Source organism: Phyllobacterium sp. 22552 (genome assembly GCF_052044585.1).
GTDB classification, from domain to species: domain Bacteria; phylum Pseudomonadota; class Alphaproteobacteria; order Rhizobiales; family Rhizobiaceae; genus Phyllobacterium; species Phyllobacterium ifriqiyense.
The window spans coordinates 67,642-82,887 of the sequence record NZ_JBQENG010000006.1; the positions used below are offsets into that span (position 1 = coordinate 67,642).

15 protein-coding genes are annotated in these 15,246 nt (G+C 52.8%); 7 read left to right on the forward strand and 8 right to left on the reverse strand.

Annotated elements, in window-relative coordinates; genetic code table 11:
* The first annotated feature begins 266 nt into the window (after window positions 1-266).
* Genes coaD through tgt form a run of 5 tightly spaced genes read left to right on the forward strand, consistent with a single transcriptional unit; the run spans window position 267 to window position 4,114 of the window.
* Window positions 267-761 (forward strand): pantetheine-phosphate adenylyltransferase, encoded by a 495-nt coding sequence (gene coaD, locus ACTJI9_RS14985; RefSeq protein WP_115053144.1) that lies wholly within the window; start codon window positions 267-269, stop codon window positions 759-761.
* 13 nt (window positions 762-774) lie between these two features.
* A complete protein-coding gene (locus tag ACTJI9_RS14990; RefSeq protein ID WP_115053143.1) occupies window positions 775-1,353 on the forward strand; it encodes a peptidylprolyl isomerase in 579 nt (192 codons plus the stop codon).
* A 24-nt stretch (window positions 1,354-1,377) separates the two neighbouring features.
* On the forward strand, window positions 1,378-1,887 hold the full coding sequence (locus tag ACTJI9_RS14995) for a peptidylprolyl isomerase (protein WP_115053142.1): 510 nt from the start codon (window positions 1,378-1,380) through the stop codon (window positions 1,885-1,887).
* A gap of 17 nt (window positions 1,888-1,904) precedes the next feature.
* Entirely contained in the window at window positions 1,905-2,984 is a 1,080-nt protein-coding gene (queA, locus tag ACTJI9_RS15000) for a tRNA preQ1(34) S-adenosylmethionine ribosyltransferase-isomerase QueA (RefSeq protein ID WP_440808995.1), read from the forward strand.
* Entirely contained in the window at window positions 2,981-4,114 is a 1,134-nt protein-coding gene (tgt, locus tag ACTJI9_RS15005) for a tRNA guanosine(34) transglycosylase Tgt (RefSeq protein WP_440808997.1), read from the forward strand. Before queA ends, tgt begins: the two co-directional genes overlap by 4 nt.
* On the opposite strand, the gene ACTJI9_RS15010 is transcribed toward tgt, so the two are convergent.
* Window positions 4,115-4,753 carry a TetR/AcrR family transcriptional regulator gene (locus ACTJI9_RS15010; RefSeq protein WP_307284839.1) on the reverse strand — a complete coding sequence of 213 codons (639 nt, stop codon included), beginning with the start codon at window positions 4,751-4,753 and terminating at the stop codon, window positions 4,115-4,117. It abuts the gene before it with no gap.
* Between the two features lie 73 nt (window positions 4,754-4,826).
* On the opposite strand from ACTJI9_RS15010, the gene ACTJI9_RS15015 reads away from it, so the two are divergent.
* Window positions 4,827-6,044 (forward strand): efflux RND transporter periplasmic adaptor subunit, encoded by a 1,218-nt coding sequence (locus ACTJI9_RS15015; RefSeq protein ID WP_336440162.1) that lies wholly within the window; start codon window positions 4,827-4,829, stop codon window positions 6,042-6,044.
* Window positions 6,041-9,127 (forward strand): efflux RND transporter permease subunit, encoded by a 3,087-nt coding sequence (locus ACTJI9_RS15020; RefSeq protein WP_440809000.1) that lies wholly within the window; start codon window positions 6,041-6,043, stop codon window positions 9,125-9,127. Before ACTJI9_RS15015 ends, ACTJI9_RS15020 begins: the two co-directional genes overlap by 4 nt.
* A gap of 54 nt (window positions 9,128-9,181) precedes the next feature.
* On the opposite strand, the gene ACTJI9_RS15025 is transcribed toward ACTJI9_RS15020, so the two are convergent.
* The 7 genes from ACTJI9_RS15025 to ehuD all read right to left on the reverse strand — a co-directional run bounded on the left by ACTJI9_RS15025 (window position 9,182) and on the right by ehuD (window position 15,245).
* Window positions 9,182-9,436, reverse strand: a complete 255-nt coding sequence (locus ACTJI9_RS15025; protein ID WP_008123031.1) for a GlsB/YeaQ/YmgE family stress response membrane protein — start codon at window positions 9,434-9,436, stop codon at window positions 9,182-9,184.
* Window positions 9,437-9,582: 146 nt separating this feature from the next.
* Complete coding sequence (gene doeB, locus ACTJI9_RS15030) at window positions 9,583-10,587, reverse strand: N(2)-acetyl-L-2,4-diaminobutanoate deacetylase DoeB (protein ID WP_115053137.1); 1,005 nt, start codon at window positions 10,585-10,587, stop codon at window positions 9,583-9,585.
* A gap of 7 nt (window positions 10,588-10,594) precedes the next feature.
* A complete protein-coding gene (doeA, locus tag ACTJI9_RS15035) occupies window positions 10,595-11,776 on the reverse strand; it encodes an ectoine hydrolase DoeA (protein ID WP_307284850.1) in 1,182 nt (393 codons plus the stop codon).
* A 31-nt stretch (window positions 11,777-11,807) separates the two neighbouring features.
* Window positions 11,808-12,803, reverse strand: coding sequence for an ectoine utilization protein EutC (gene eutC / locus ACTJI9_RS15040; protein ID WP_440809005.1), 996 nt, complete (start codon window positions 12,801-12,803; stop codon window positions 11,808-11,810).
* On the reverse strand, window positions 12,791-13,795 hold the full coding sequence (eutB, locus tag ACTJI9_RS15045; RefSeq protein ID WP_440809008.1) for a hydroxyectoine utilization dehydratase EutB: 1,005 nt from the start codon (window positions 13,793-13,795) through the stop codon (window positions 12,791-12,793). The genes eutC and eutB overlap by 13 nt, the downstream gene beginning before the upstream one ends.
* 2 nt (window positions 13,796-13,797) lie before the next feature.
* On the reverse strand, window positions 13,798-14,577 hold the full coding sequence (gene eutA / locus ACTJI9_RS15050; RefSeq protein WP_440809011.1) for an ectoine utilization protein EutA: 780 nt from the start codon (window positions 14,575-14,577) through the stop codon (window positions 13,798-13,800).
* Window positions 14,578-14,588: 11 nt separating this feature from the next.
* Window positions 14,589-15,245: an ectoine/hydroxyectoine ABC transporter permease subunit EhuD gene (gene ehuD, locus ACTJI9_RS15055; protein ID WP_115053133.1), complete on the reverse strand. Its 657-nt coding sequence runs from the start codon at window positions 15,243-15,245 to the stop codon at window positions 14,589-14,591.
* Between the last annotated feature and the right edge of the window lies 1 nt (window position 15,246).

Here is a 15,246-nt window from a genome sequence, read left to right on the forward strand (position 1 = left end):
TTTTCTTCAACAATCATAATGATAGCGGACACTACCATTGCAATCATCATGGCAATACTCAGAAGAATAAACATTGGTCTTTCCCTTCGGGATCATTACGGTTCATTTCATGGTTAACAACGCAGTAACTATGAAATGGTTTCACCATTTGGGTTCACGCATAGTTGAAAGGGGATGAATGCTTACTGATCTGCTTGTTCATTTCCTGTTCAGGGCAATTGGCTCGGGCCATTGAAACCCCTTGGCAAAACCGCTAGTAAGCGCTCATGACGATAGCAATCTATGCCGGATCATTCGATCCCATCACCAATGGCCATATGGATGTCTTGCAAGGATCGCTGAGACTTGCCGACGAAGTGTTCGTTGCCATAGGTATTCATCCGGGCAAGGCACCATTATTTTCGTTTGAAGAGCGAATGGACTTGATTAAACAGGTTGCTCTCGATGTACTGGGCAAGGATGGTGCCAGGATCAAGGTCGTAGCATTCGATGGACTGCTTATTGATGCTGCCCGCAAACACAAGGCTTCGCTGATGGTGCGGGGCCTGCGTGACGGCACTGATCTCGACTACGAAATGCAGATGGCTGGCATGAATGGCAAGATGGCACCGGAACTGCAAACTGTGTTTCTACCCGCTGATCCATCGGTCCGCACAATTACTGCCACATTGGTCCGCCAGATTGCGTCCATGGGCGGCGACGTCCGGCACTTTGTTCCCGCGCTTGTCGCTGATGCGCTCAAGACTAAATTCAAATCCTGATCTGGAGTCTTTCATGTCCGTATTCCGCACCGCATTGCTTGTTGCTGCCGTTACGTCTCTATCTTTTGCTACTGCAAACTCGAGTTGGGCTGACGATGCCAACACAATGACGATCAAACTCAAGGATGGTGACGTCAAAGTGGAGCTTCTTCCCAATCTTGCGCCAAAACATGTTGAGCAGATCAAGGCGCTCGCCAAAGAAGGTGCTTATAATAATGTCGTGTTCCACCGTGTGATTCCAGGTTTCATGGCCCAGACCGGTGATGTTCAGTATGGCAATACCGAAAAGGGATACAACCAGGCAGCTGCCGGTACTGGCGGTTCAACCCGCCCGGATATTCCAGCGGAATTCTCCAAGGAGCCGTTTGTTCGGGGCGTGGTGGGTATGGCCCGCTCGCAAAATCCAAACTCCGCAAACTCGCAGTTTTTCATCATGTTCACCGAATATCCATCGCTCAACGGCCAGTACACGGTCGTCGGCAAGGTGACGAGCGGCATGGAAGCGGTGGACAAAATCAAGAAGGGTTCTGAGGCGGATAATGGTTCTGTCGATAACCCCGACAAGATGCTCAAGGTCACAGTTGGCCAATAATTACTAACAAGGAGATTGCCTGAAATGGCTTATAAAGACCCAGAAAATACCATCCTGCTGGAAACAACAAAGGGTAATGTTGTTATCGAACTGTATCCAGATCTTGCTCCTGGACATGTCGAGCGCATCAAGGAATTGGCACGTGAAGGCGCTTATGATGGCGTTGTATTCCACCGCGTGATTGACGGTTTCATGGCGCAAACCGGCGATGTCAAGTTCGGCAAGCAGGGCGGCAGCTCGTTCAATCCATCGCGTGCCGGTATGGGCGGTTCGGATAAGCCAGACTTGAAGGCCGAATTCTCCAACGCCAATCATGGTCGTGGCGCTTGCTCGATGGCTCGTTCCCAGAACCCGAATTCAGCCAATTCGCAATTCTTCATCTGCTTTGATGATGCTGCTTTCCTCAATCGTCAGTATACGGTTTGGGGTCAGGTCATTGAAGGCATGGACAATGTAGACAAGATCAAGCGCGGCGAGCCAGTGCAGGATCCTGACTCAATCGTTTCCATGCGCGTCGCAGCCGACGCTGAATAAGGCATTGTCTATCTATCATGCGTGTTGATCTTTTCGATTTCGACCTGCCGGAAGACAACATTGCATTGAGACCAGCAGAGCCGCGCGATTCAGCGCGGCTTTTGCTTGTGAAGAATGATGGTTCCGAATTTCAGGACAGCAGCGTGCGCAACCTTGGGGATTTTCTTCGGGAAGGCGATGCTCTGGTATTCAATGATACCAAAGTGATACCCGCTCAACTTGAAGGGTTTCGTGAACGCGACGGCGTGAAAGCGCAAATAAGTGCAACGCTGCATATGCGGGTCGGGCCTGATCGCTGGAAGGCCTTTTTGCGCCCGGCAAAGCGCATCAAGCAAGGCGAGCGTATCGATTTCGGACATGGCAATAATGCCTGCCTGCTCGGTTCGTTACAAGCGACTGTCGCCGAAAAAGGTGATGCTGGCGAAGCATTGCTCGTGTTTGATTTCAGTGGCCCCGATCTTGATCAAGCCATTGCCGCGGTGGGGCACATTCCCTTGCCGCCTTATATTGCCTCCAAACGCGCGGAAGATGAGCGGGACCAGGCAGACTACCAGACTGTTTATGCCCGTGAAGAAGGCGCTGTTGCTGCCCCGACTGCCGGACTGCATTTTACCCCGGAGTTGCTGGCGGAACTGAAAACGCGCGGGATTGAAGAACATTTTGTCACTTTGCATGTTGGCGCGGGGACTTTTCTGCCGGTTAAAGCCGATGACACGGCCGATCATAAGATGCATGCAGAGATTGGCACGGTCGATGCGGCAACTGCAGAGGCATTGAATGCCGTAAGAGCGCGGGGCGGGCGTATTGTTGCTGTTGGCACGACATCATTACGCTTGCTTGAAAGTGCGACGGATGTTGACGGAACCATAAAGGCTTGGTCCGGGCCGACCGACATATTCATTACCCCCGGCTATCAGTTTCGTGCAGTGGACATGCTGATGACCAATTTTCACCTGCCGCGCTCGACCCTGTTCATGCTTGTTTCGGCATTCAGCGGGTTTGAACGCATGCATGCCGCTTATGACTATGCGATCAAAAACCGCTATCGCTTCTATTCCTATGGTGACGCAAGCCTGTTATGGCGATCGGCATCATGACAAGCGAAAACTTTGAATTCAAATTGATAGCAACTGACGGCAAAGCCCGGCGTGGTGAAATCACCATGCCGCGCGGTACCGTTCGTACACCTGCCTTCATGCCTGTTGGTACGGCGGGAACTGTCAAAGCCATGTATATGGATCAGGTGCGGGATCTCGGCGCCGATATTATTCTGGGCAATACCTATCATTTGATGCTGCGTCCGGGCGCGGAACGTGTCGCCAAACTCGGCGGGCTTCATGATTTCGCTCGTTGGCCCGGTCCCATTCTCACTGATTCCGGCGGTTTTCAGGTTATGTCGCTGGCGCAACTGCGCAAGCTTGACGAGAAGGGCGTTACCTTCCGGTCACATATAGATGGTCGCGCCTATGAAATGACACCTGAGCGCTCGATTGAAATTCAGGGATTGCTGGATTCAGATATTCAGATGCAGTTGGATGAGTGCGTTGCGCTGCCTTCCACGCCAAAAGATATTCAACGCGCCATGGAGCTTTCGTTGCGTTGGGCAGAACGATGCAAAATTGCGTTTGGTATTCAGCCGGGAAAGGCAATGTTTGGCATTGTGCAAGGTGGTGACGTACCGGATCTGCGTATTCGCTCGGCGCAAGCTCTCAAATCTATGGACTTGAAGGGCTATGCCGTAGGCGGGCTTGCGGTTGGCGAACCGCAGGAAGTCATGCTCGATATGCTGGACGTGACTTGCCCCGAGCTGCCATCAGAAAAGCCCCGCTACCTGATGGGTGTTGGCACACCTGACGATATTTTAAAGTCTGTTGCACGCGGTATCGATATGTTTGATTGCGTCATGCCAACACGGGCAGGGCGGCACGGGCTGGCCTTTACCCGGCGAGGTAAAGTCAATCTGCGCAATGCGCGCCACGCGGATGACCCCCGTCCGCTTGACGAAGAGTCGACGTGCCCGGCAGCACGGGATTATAGCCGCGCCTACCTTCACCATCTCGTCAAATCAGGTGAAGCGCTCGGTGGAATGTTGCTGACATGGAATAATCTTGCCTATTACCAGCAACTCATGCAGGGCGTGCGTAGTGCAATTGAAGCAACACGATTTGATGATTTTGTCGGTGAAACACAGGCTGCCTGGGCGACTGGCGACATTCCTGTTGTTTGATTAATCTGCTGATTGAAAGAGCAGTTTTAAACGATCGATTGTTGCGATCTGCTCATCATGGCTTAAACCCTCCATCTCAAAGAGTTTGAGGCTGCGCATGCCTTCAATGGTCAGAAATGCCATCAGTGCAAGCGTCGGATCGTCTGAATTTTCACGAATACGTTGAAATAGCTGCTTATTATAACGACGGATCGGATCAAGAAATGTCGGGTCATTGGCAATCGCTGCCAGAATGCCCGATGGCTCTTTTTCATTGCAGATAAATTGCGCCCTGAAAACCGCAATACAAGCGAGAATGACGCTATTCCTGCCGTGATTTCTGGCTGCCTCTTCTTTCTTTAATGATTCGTCAAACTCAGCCATATGTTGTTCAACAAGGGCTTCCAGCAGTTTTGCCTTGGTCGGGAAAGTGTAAAGAAGCCCTCCTTTTGAAAGTCCCGCTCTGCGTGCAACCGCATCAAGCGAAAGATTAACCGGCCCGATCTCCATAGTTATTTCGGCTGCTGCCTGGAGAATTTTATCTTTCGTGGAGAGCGTGTCCGCCTTCATTCTAAAACTTTCGTTGTAGTCAACCTGCCAACTGATATTGACAATACCGTCCAGACGGTACAGTACATTACATGTGGCAATCAAGTCCACACCACGTTAATGTCATATGACAGGCTGGCAGAAATTTTGCTGGCCATTGTTTTGTTTCGGAGCGGTTTCCCCCATGATTAAGCGCTACATAGTCCCCGTGATCGTTCTGATCCTGGTCGTATTGCTCGGTGTTGGATTGGTTGGATTCAATCTGTTCCGGGACAAGGCTATCAAAGATTTCTTCGCAACCATGCAGCAGCCAGCCGCTCCCGTATCAACTTATACCGTTGAGCCTGGCGTGTGGACGCCCAATATCGAAGCAATTGGTACAGTTAGCGCCATTCAGGGCGTCGAGTTGGCCGTAGAGGTGGCTGGTATCGTCAAGGATATTCCTTTCAAAGCCAACCAGATGATCGAGAAGGGTGAAGCTCTGTTGCAACTCGATGATGCCATCGAAAAGGCGGATATCGTTGCTGCGAAGGCACAGGATGTTCTGGCTGACCAGACGCTGGAGCGCGCACGTACGCTTAATACACGCGGCGTCGGTGCGGTTTCGAGCGTAGATGAAGCCCAGTCGGCCTCCTTGGCCAAGAAGGCAGAAATCGCCAAGTTGCAGGCCGTACTTGATCAAAAGCTCATCAAAGCTCCATTCAAGGGTACGGTTGGTATCCCTCGCATCGAACTTGGTCAGTATTTGTCGCCAGGCACGGTCGTTGTTTCGTTGCAGGACCTTAACACAATGCGTGTTGATTTTACTGTGCCGGAACAGTCGCTTGCCTCGATCAACATTGATCAACCGATCAAGCTCAATCTGACAGACAATGACGAAAGCTTCGATGGCGTTATTACCGCTATTGAACCACGTATCGACCCATCGACCCGGCTTGTATCTGTACGTGCCAAGGTTGAAAACTCGTCCGGCAAGCTTCGTCCCGGCCAGTTTGCTCAGGTTCGCGTAACGCTTCCCAAGGAAGAGAACGTTGTGACCTTGCCTCAGACAGCGCTCGTTTCCAGCTTGTATGGCGACTATGTGTTTGTTGTTCGTCCTGCTCCAGAAAAGCCAGCTGAAGGCACGGCTCCTGCAGACGCTGCAAAGTCTGACGAAGCAAAACCTGCAGACGCAGCAAAGCCGGCTGAGGGCGAGAAGAAAGAAGAAAAGCTCGTCGTAGCTCAGGTCTTCGTTACGCCCGGCCGTCGCTCTGGATTGGTGGTTGAAGTCACCAAGGGCCTGAAAAAGGGCGATATAGTTGTAACCGCAGGTCAAAACCGCTTGAGCCCCGGCGCTGCGGTGAAGATCGACAACTCCGTTAACCCAGCCAATACAACCGACGCAGGACTGCCAAAGAAATGAATTTTTCCGAGATATTCATTCGCCGTCCAGTCCTCTCGACGGTTGTAGCATTGATGATCATTCTGCTTGGCGCCCAGGGTCTCGTGAACTTGTCCGTTCGCGAATATCCGAAGGTCGAGGAAACGGTTATCACCATTTCAACAGCCTATCCGGGCGCGAGCGCGGATCTGATGCAGGGCTTTATTTCGTCGCCTATCGCAAAAGCGGTAACGACGACTGAAAACATCGACTATGTGACCTCGTCCTCGTCGCCATCGTCCAGTAAAGTTACTGTACAGATGAAGCTTGGCGCTGACCCCGATGCTGCGTTGACCGAAGTTATCTCCAAGGTCAATCAGGTTCGCGGCGATCTGCCAACGGAATCCGATGATCCGATCATCACAAAGGGAACAGGTCAGGACTTCGCGACGATGTATCTCGCCGTGCAGAACCCCAATATGACCAGTGAGCAGATCACTGAATATCTCGAACGCGTTATTCAACCGCGCATGTCGACGATTCAAGGTGTTGCTGACGCCCAGATTCTTGGTGGTCAGGTATTCTCGATGCGCGTCTGGATCGATCCGATCAAGCTTGCAGCACGCGGTACAACCGCAACGGAAGTTCTGACTGCGATCAATCAGTCGAACTTCCTGTCAGCTCCGGGCAAGGTGAAGAACCTTTATGTCGCTTCACCAATTACCCTGAAGACAACATTGCAGACGCCTGAAGCATTCGGCGCGATGCCGATCAAATCCGAAGGCGACAATATCGTGCGTCTGCGTGACGTTGCGCGCGTGGAATTGGGTGCGGTAAGCAAAGACACAGTCGTGACCTTCAATGGTTCCAGCGGTACATTCCTGGGCATTTTCCCGACACCGGCGGCCAATCCGATTGATATGACCGCCGCTGTTCGAGAAGAACTTCCGTCGATTCAACAGTCGCTTCCAGAAGGCATGACAATCACCATGCTTTATGATGCTACTGAGCAAATCAGCTCGTCCATCGAAGAAGTGTTGAAGACTGTTGTTGAAGCGGTGCTGATCGTTGTCGCGGTTATCTTGCTGTTCCTCGGCTCGTTCCGGTCGGTTATTATTCCGGTCGTAACTATCCCGATCTCGCTTGTCGGTGTGTGCTTCTTCCTTTTCCTGCTTGGCTATTCGATCAATCTTCTATCGCTTCTGGCGATGGTTCTTGCGATCGGGCTGGTGGTGGATGACGCGATTGTCGTTTTGGAGAATATTCATCGCCATATCGAAGAGGGGCTGAAACCAGTCGATGCCGCATTGCGCGGTATGAAGGAAATTACCGGCCCTATCATCGCTATGACTGTAACGCTTGCCGCTGTGTTCGCACCGCTAGGCTTTACGGGTGGTCTTACGGGTTCATTGTTCCGCGAATTTGCGTTTACGCTCGCAGGCTCGGTTATCATCTCCGGTGTGGCCGCTCTGACCGTATCTCCAATGATGTGCGCTCTCCTGCTTCGCGGCGGCAACCATAGCCGGTTCCAGCGGATCGTCGATAGTGCTTTTGGCTGGCTTGAAGGTGCATATGAACGGCGCGTTGCCGGGTCGCTGGGCTTCCGCCCGGTAACATTGTTTATTGTTATCGCACTTGTTGCCTTGACCGGCTTCCTCTTCACCAAGACGTCTTCTGAACTGGCTCCGGAAGAAGATTCCGGCGCTCTGTTCTCAATCGTCAACGCTCCGCAATATGCTACCTCTGCTTATACGAAGCTTTATGCCGATCAGATCGACAATCTGACCAAAGATTTGCCGGAGCTAAAAGCCCGCTTCAATATTCTTGGATTGGGAACGACAAATTCGGCATTTGCGATCTGGGTGTTCAAGGACTGGTCTGATCGTGACAAGTCGCAGAAGCAATTGCAGGAAGAGTTGCAAGGCCGTATTTCGCCTATAGCCGGCGCGGAGGCATTCATCTTCTCACCACCAACGCTTCCGGGTACAGGCGGTGGCTTGCCTATCTCGGTGGTCATTCAGTCAACGGGACCGGCTGACAAGGTCTTTGAAGTTGCCGAAGAGATCAAGAACAAGGCGCAGGCGTCTGGTCAGTTCATTATCGTCCAGAACTCGCTGTCATTCAACGCACCTCAAGTCACGATCACGATCGACCGTGACAGGGCTTCGGCCTTGGGCGTTCCCGTCAGCGAGATAGGTCAGACGCTCGGTTTGCTCGTTGGTGAGCCGAAAGTGTCGAAGTTTGATCGCGACTCCAACAGCTATGATATCTATCCGCAGGTCCCGCAGGATTTCCGGTCCAATCCGGATAAACTGGGACAGTACTTCGTCAGGAGTGCATCGGGAACAATGGTTCCTCTGTCTGCGGTTGTGAAAATCAGCGAGAATGCATCCCCAGCGGCTATCGAGCAGTTCAACCAACTCAATTCCGCGACCATCTCGGCATTGCCACTGCCTGGCGTGACGACCGGTCAGGGCCTGCAAACGGTTATCGACACTGCACGTCCATTGATGCCGGATGGGTTCTTCATGGATTATTCAGGCCAGTCTCGTCTTGAAATCGAACAGGGAAGCACAATCCTGATCGCATTTGCTTTGGCTGTGGTGGTTATCTATCTCGTGCTTGCGGCGCAGTTCGAAAGCTTCCGTGATCCGTTCATCATCATGATGTCGGTTCCCCTGTCGATCTTTGGTGCTATCGTACCGCTGAATCTCGGGCTGGGCACGCTGAACATCTATACGCAGGTTGGACTGATCACGCTCGTCGGGCTGATTACCAAGCATGGTATTTTGATGGTGGAGTTCGCCAATCAGCAACGTGAGCTTCATGGAATTTCGCGACATGACGCGATTATTCTGGCGGCAAAGACACGTCTTCGCCCGATCCTGATGACAACTGCAGCTATGGCCTTGGGCGTTATCCCATTGATCACGGCAACAGGCGCAGGTGCAGCCGCTCGTTACTCCATCGGTCTGGTAATCTTCTCCGGTATTTTGGTCGGGACGATCTTCACACTGTTTGTGGTGCCGATGTTCTACACCTTCATTTCCAGAAAGGATTTGAAGTCAGAGGCCGCCGACCCTGAGCCCACTGCGGCGGGCCACTACGGCAGAGTAAACCAATAAACAAAAAGGCCTCCGGACCAGATCGATCCGGAGGCCTTTTTTACGGTACAGTAATCAGGCGCGTTTAACGGCGCGGATGATTACAAGCAGGATAATCGCGCCAATTGCTGCAGCGATAATCTGTCCGATTATGCCCGCACCCAACGAGATGCCGAGCCTTGGAAACAAGAACCCTGCAATAAAAGCGCCGATCACGCCGACGACAAGGTCGCCGACGAGGCCAAAGCCACCGCCGCGAACCAGCATGCTGGCCAGCCAGCCAGCAATCAGTCCAACCAGTAGAAATACGAGAAGACCTTCTCCGCCCATATCAAGTTCTCCAATAACCGGTTTCACCACGATGGTTCGCAGGCCTGGATTCCTCAATCCATAATCGGCAAGAGAATCATCAAGACGAAGTTTACGCTGAGCCCGTGCTTTTGGATAACGAAACTTGATCGAGCCAAAACCGCTGCTTAGTCAACAGTTCCAACGACAGCTACACAATCACCCGGTTTGACCAAGCCTGGGAAGTGTCGAGCCGCAAGAACGCCGGTTATTCTAGCTCTTATTTCCGCAGGAGCAGCACCAGTGCGGCCAATCGGATAGATTTGAGCAATCAATTGCCCTTCCTGAACTGCTTCGCCAAGATCGACCATGGTTTCAATGAGGCCTGCATCCTCGGCAAATGAGAAGCAGTTTCCAGATGGCATGTCGAGCCAACGGGTCTCACGATGTTCAATTGCGCCGTGCAAAATGCCCGCATGCCGAAGAACATTTGCTGCGCCGCGCTTTGCTATCGCCACCGTTTCGGCGCGAGCCGTACCGCCACCACCAAGTTCAGTGGTGACAAACACCTTGCCCATTTCTTCCACGGTCGTGTCATACATTCCGACGGCATCGATCTCCAACATCCGCATGGACCATGGGGCGGAAAATGCCTTGACCGCATCAAAGCCTTTGGCCTCCTGGACCTTGTCAGGCAGAATATGAGCCGCAGCGAAAGGCACGAAATCAAGCGTCTTGCCGCCTGAATGGAAATCCAGGACCACGTCCGCACGCGGGAGCAATTCCCGAGTGAAGTAGTCGGCGATCTTCTGCGTTACCGTGCCATCCGGCTTCCCGGGATAGCTTCGGTTCATATTGCCTTTATCGATGGGCGATGTCCGCGTGCCAGCCTGAAATGCCGGATAGTTCATCGCGGGCACAATGATGACGGTGCCATTGATGGTATTGATGTCGAGTGTCCGGGCAAGATCGAACAGGGCTATCGGACCTTCATACTCGTCGCCGTGATTGCCGCCCGTTAGAAGTGCCGTCGGTCCATCTCCATTACGCAGAACTGCTATAGGGATCATGACAGATCCCCACGCAGAGTCGTCGCGGCTATAAGGCAATCTCAAGAAACCATGCTGTACACCCTGCTTGTCGAGATCAATGGTGGGCGTGACAGGTGAGGGCCGAAGTGTCTGTAACTGCATCGTAGCCTCAGTTTTTGACGATAAGCTTGCGCGGGAAGTTGGCGAGACATTCAACGCCGGTATCGGTGATCAAAATGCTCTCGGTGATCTCAAGCCCCATCGTCTCCAGCCAAAGTCCGGTCATGAAGTGAAATGTCATACCCGGTTCAAGCACCGTCTTATCGCCGGGACGCAGGCTCATGGTGCGTTCGCCCCAATCCGGTGGATAGGAAATCCCGATTGGATAGCCGGTACGATTGTCTTTCACGATGCCGTATTTCTTCAAGACACCAAAGAAGCCGTTGGCAATGTCTTCGCATGTATTACCGGGTTTTGCTGCCGCAAGACCTGCCTCCATCCCTTCAAGCGTGGCTTTTTCCGCATCCAGAAACTCCTGTGTCGGCTTGCCGAGAAACACTGTGCGGGAAAGCGGTACGTGATAACGGTTGTAGCAACCTGCAATCTCAAAGAATGTCCCTTCGCCAAGCTTCATTGGCTTGTCATCCCAGGTGAGGTGGGGTGCGGAAGCATCCGCACCGGAAGGAAGCAAAGGCACGATGGCGGGATAGTCGCCGCCAAACTCTGGCGTTCCGCGAATTCCAGCATCGTAAATCTCTGCCACCAGATCGCATTTACGCATTCCGGGCTCGATCTTATCGACGATACGTTGATGCATCAGTTCGACAATACGCCCAGCCTTGCGCATATAATCAATTTCGGTGGGACTTTTGACTGCGCGCTGCCAGTTCACCAATGCGGTTCCGTCGACGAAACGGGCATTGGGCAGATGTTTTTGCAACGAGCCATAGGCCGCGGCGGAAAACCAGTAATTGTCCATCTCGACGCCGATAGTGAGCTTGTCCCAACCGCGCTCCTCAATAATTTGCGACAGGAAGTCCATGGGATGGCGTTCTGTTGACTGAACGTAGTGGTCCGCATAACCAATGATGTTGTCATGGTTCAGATAGGCTGTGCGTTTGGCGCCATTCGCATCCTGCCCGCGACCATACCAGACAGGCTCTCCTTCAGGCGGCACAAGGACAGCCTGATGAACGTAAAACGACCAGCCATCATATCCGGTGAGCCACGCCATATTGGATGGATCGCTGCAGATCAAAAGATCGATTCCGCGTGCCTGCATTGCAGCGCGTGTCTTCTTCAATCGATCGGCAAACTCCTGCCTCGTAAACTTCAGGTTAGGTCCGGTCATTTCTATTTCCTCATGCTTGGGCAAAAGCCCCTTATAAACTTTCGAAACTGGTTCCAGCATTTGCGTGGGCTGCGCGTTCCCGTGCCAGCGTGGCGATGGCTGTGTCCTGCACGCCCGTGCCCGTCAGGTCAGCCAATGTGATTTGGGACGATGAGGCGCGGCCTTTTGCGGAACCGGCAATGACTGCCCCGAGCTCACCATATGCAGCGTCTGGACCTACTAAGCCGGCTTTGATTGCGTGATGCAGTTCGCCCAAAATGCGGGTCTGCTTGAGACTGTCAGCAATGTAGAGATCAGCCTTAGTTATGATGTCGGGAGCCAGCTCGTTCTTATGTTCGGCGTCTGACCCCATGGCGGTGACGTGTTGCCCGGCACGTAGCCAGGCAGCTTGCAGAAGGGGATCGGAGGAGGGGGTAGTCGTGACAATAATGTCTGCAAGAGCCGTCGCATGTTCCGGATCGGCAATCGCTTTAACCGGAAAACCAAATTCTTTGCTTGCGCTATCGGCAATCTGTTCGGCCTTGGCGTAATCTCTTGCCCAGAAACATGCCTTCTCGATAGGCCGAACGAGAGTGAGCGCCTTTAACTGTAACAGTGCCTGCACACCCGCACCGAAAATCGTCGCGACGGTAGAATCGGGGCGCGACAAATGCTTGGCTGCCACTGCACCGGCAGCGGCGGTACGAATATCGGTCAAATAGCCATTATCGAGAAGCAATGCTTCTACGAGCCCGGTTTTACTGCTCAGCAAAACCATCATTCCATTGACGCTCGGCAAACCAAGTTTTGGATTGTCAAAGAAACCGGGGCTGATCTTTATTGCAAAACTATCAATGCCCGGCACATAGGCGGTTTTGACATCAACTTCGCCCCGATGTTCGGGAATATCGAGGCGCAAAATAGGCGGCATGGCCACTGCTTTGGTTGCGAGTGCCTCAAAAGCATTTTCAACGCAGGCGACAGCGTCAAGATTCAACCAGATGATTTTGCGTAGTTCTGCTTCTGTCAGAATGATCATGCGGGGCATTGTTCTGCTCTTCCACTGGACTGATCAGCGCAGATGACACTCTTGTGCTGATTCATATCGACGTTGCGCCCGGATAAAATGACAATGATTGGCCCGTCCGCGCGCACTTTGCCTGAAAGCAACGCGCCAATACCGACAGCAGCGGCACCCTCTATCACCTCGCGCTCATGTTGATAGGCATGACGCATGCCCGCTGCGATTTCCGGCTCGGTCAGTAAAATTACATCGTCAAGAAGGTCACGAGCCATTGCGAAGGTGAAACGATTATCGAGGCCGATACCACCACCGAGCGAATCCGCCAGACTAGCGCTTTCCTCAACGAGCACGGGTCTGCCTGCTTTCAAACTTGCGTGCATAGCGGCGCCATTCTGCATGGAAACACCAATGACTTTTGCATTCGGCTGCTTCGACTTGATCGCACAGGCAACGCCGGAAGCCAGCCCGCCACCTGACAGAGGAACAAAGACCGTGTGAATATTTGGAACGTCTTCGGCCATCTCCAGTCCGAGCGTGCCTTGTCCTGCAATGACATGTGCATTGTCGAAAGGCGGCACCATCACCAAACCGTCTTGAAGAACCAAACGCTCGACTTCCTCTTGAGCGTCATCCTGCGATTTGCCGACAATATGTATCTCGGCACCAAGGCGGCGAATTTCATCAACCTTGTTCTGGGGAACGAGACGGGACATGCAGATAACAGCTCGCATGCCTTCCAGTCGCGCAGCATAGGCAAGTGCACGGCCATGATTTCCTGTTGACGCAGCAACAACGCCGCGCCGCTTTTCAGCCTCGGAAAGCTGGCTCAATGCATTGGTCGCGCCGCGTAATTTGAAGCTACCGGTTGTTTGCCGATGTTCAAGTTTCAGCCAGACGGGGACGCCCAGCTGTTGAGTAAGATATGCGGATTGAACTGTAGGTGTTCGCACGACTTTAGCCGCAATGGCATCATGCGCCCGTTCAATATCGTTTATGCTGACGAGGTTTGAAGCCATTTTCACCAGCTTGCCATGGGCTGAGCCATCAGGCTGCCGCGTTCAGGCTTAAACGAGTGATCACCGCATATACGCAGAGTTGCCCATGCGGTTGCAAGATTACTGGTCACAACTGGCTTGCCAATCGCTTGTTCGATTTCTGCCGCCACAACCGCTGCGCGAACGGCAGTACAAGATATGAACAGGGCATCCGCATCGCTGGAGATTGTTTCGCGTGCAGCCAAGATCAATGACTTTGTGCTGATCCTTGCCATCTCCCGGTCATCATCCAGTCCAAAGCAGCTGAAATTCGCAATCTCAAAGCCCTTGTCGCTGAAATAGCTCGCCATTGGAGTGCTGGTCTCAAGCGTGTAAGGCGTAAGAATGCTGATCCTTTTCGCATCGAACGCCTCCAACGCCTTAACGGCGGCCAATGTGGGCGTAACCACAGGCACGTTCGGTTTGGCCTGCCGAATGGCATGTTCAATTTCATCATCGCCAATGACCACAGAGGCTGATGTGCAGGAATAACAGATTGCATCAAGCTCTTCGTCGGGCAGGATCATCCATGCGCCTTCGCTCATCGGACGAAGCATACGCCGCAGATTTCCAGGTGTGGTTGGATTGGCATAGGGAATGCGTGACGTGTAAAGGCCAATATTGCTGCTGGCCACCATACGCTGAAAGTCCGGCTCGGTCGTGTGATCGGTGGCAAGAATGAGGAGGCCGACGCGCTTTGATAAAGGCCGATCATCAAAATCAAGATGCAAGTCCGTCTGGCGAATAGTCGGGAACGAGTCCATCTTTGTACTCCTCAATCGATCTTGCCATATCGGCGTTCCAGCCAACGCAGCCCGATTACAGAAACGACACTAATGACGAGGAAGAACGCACCAACCATCGTGATTGGTTCAATATATCTGTAATTGTAGTTGGCGATGCTGCGAGCCTGGTTCATCAACTCAAGTACCGTGATCGCTGAAAGCAGCGGGGTTTCCTTGAACATGGCGATGAAATAGTTAGCCAAAGCCGGGATCATCGGCGGCAATGCCTGCGGCATGATAATCTGGGTCCATGTCTGGAAAGGGCTAAGATTGCATGCCTTTGCCGCCTCCCATTGGCCGCGCGCCACATTATCAATGCCAGCGCGGTACACTTCAGCCGTGTATGTACCGTAATGCAGCCCGAGCCCGATGACACCTGCGACGAGCGGCGAAAGCGTAACCCCGAGGTCCGGCAACACGTAGAAAATGAAGTAGAGCTGCACCAGCAATGGCGTGCCGCGAATGAACTCGGCAATAAAACCCATTGGCATTGATATCAGCCGGTTGCTGGAACGGCGTATAATGGCAATAACAAGCCCAACAATCGCGGCCAGGACCGACCCGAGCAGGGTGGCAATAATGGTAATTTTCACGCCTTCGATCAGCGTTGGAAGAATTTGAACGACGAAAGCCCAATCCCATTCCATT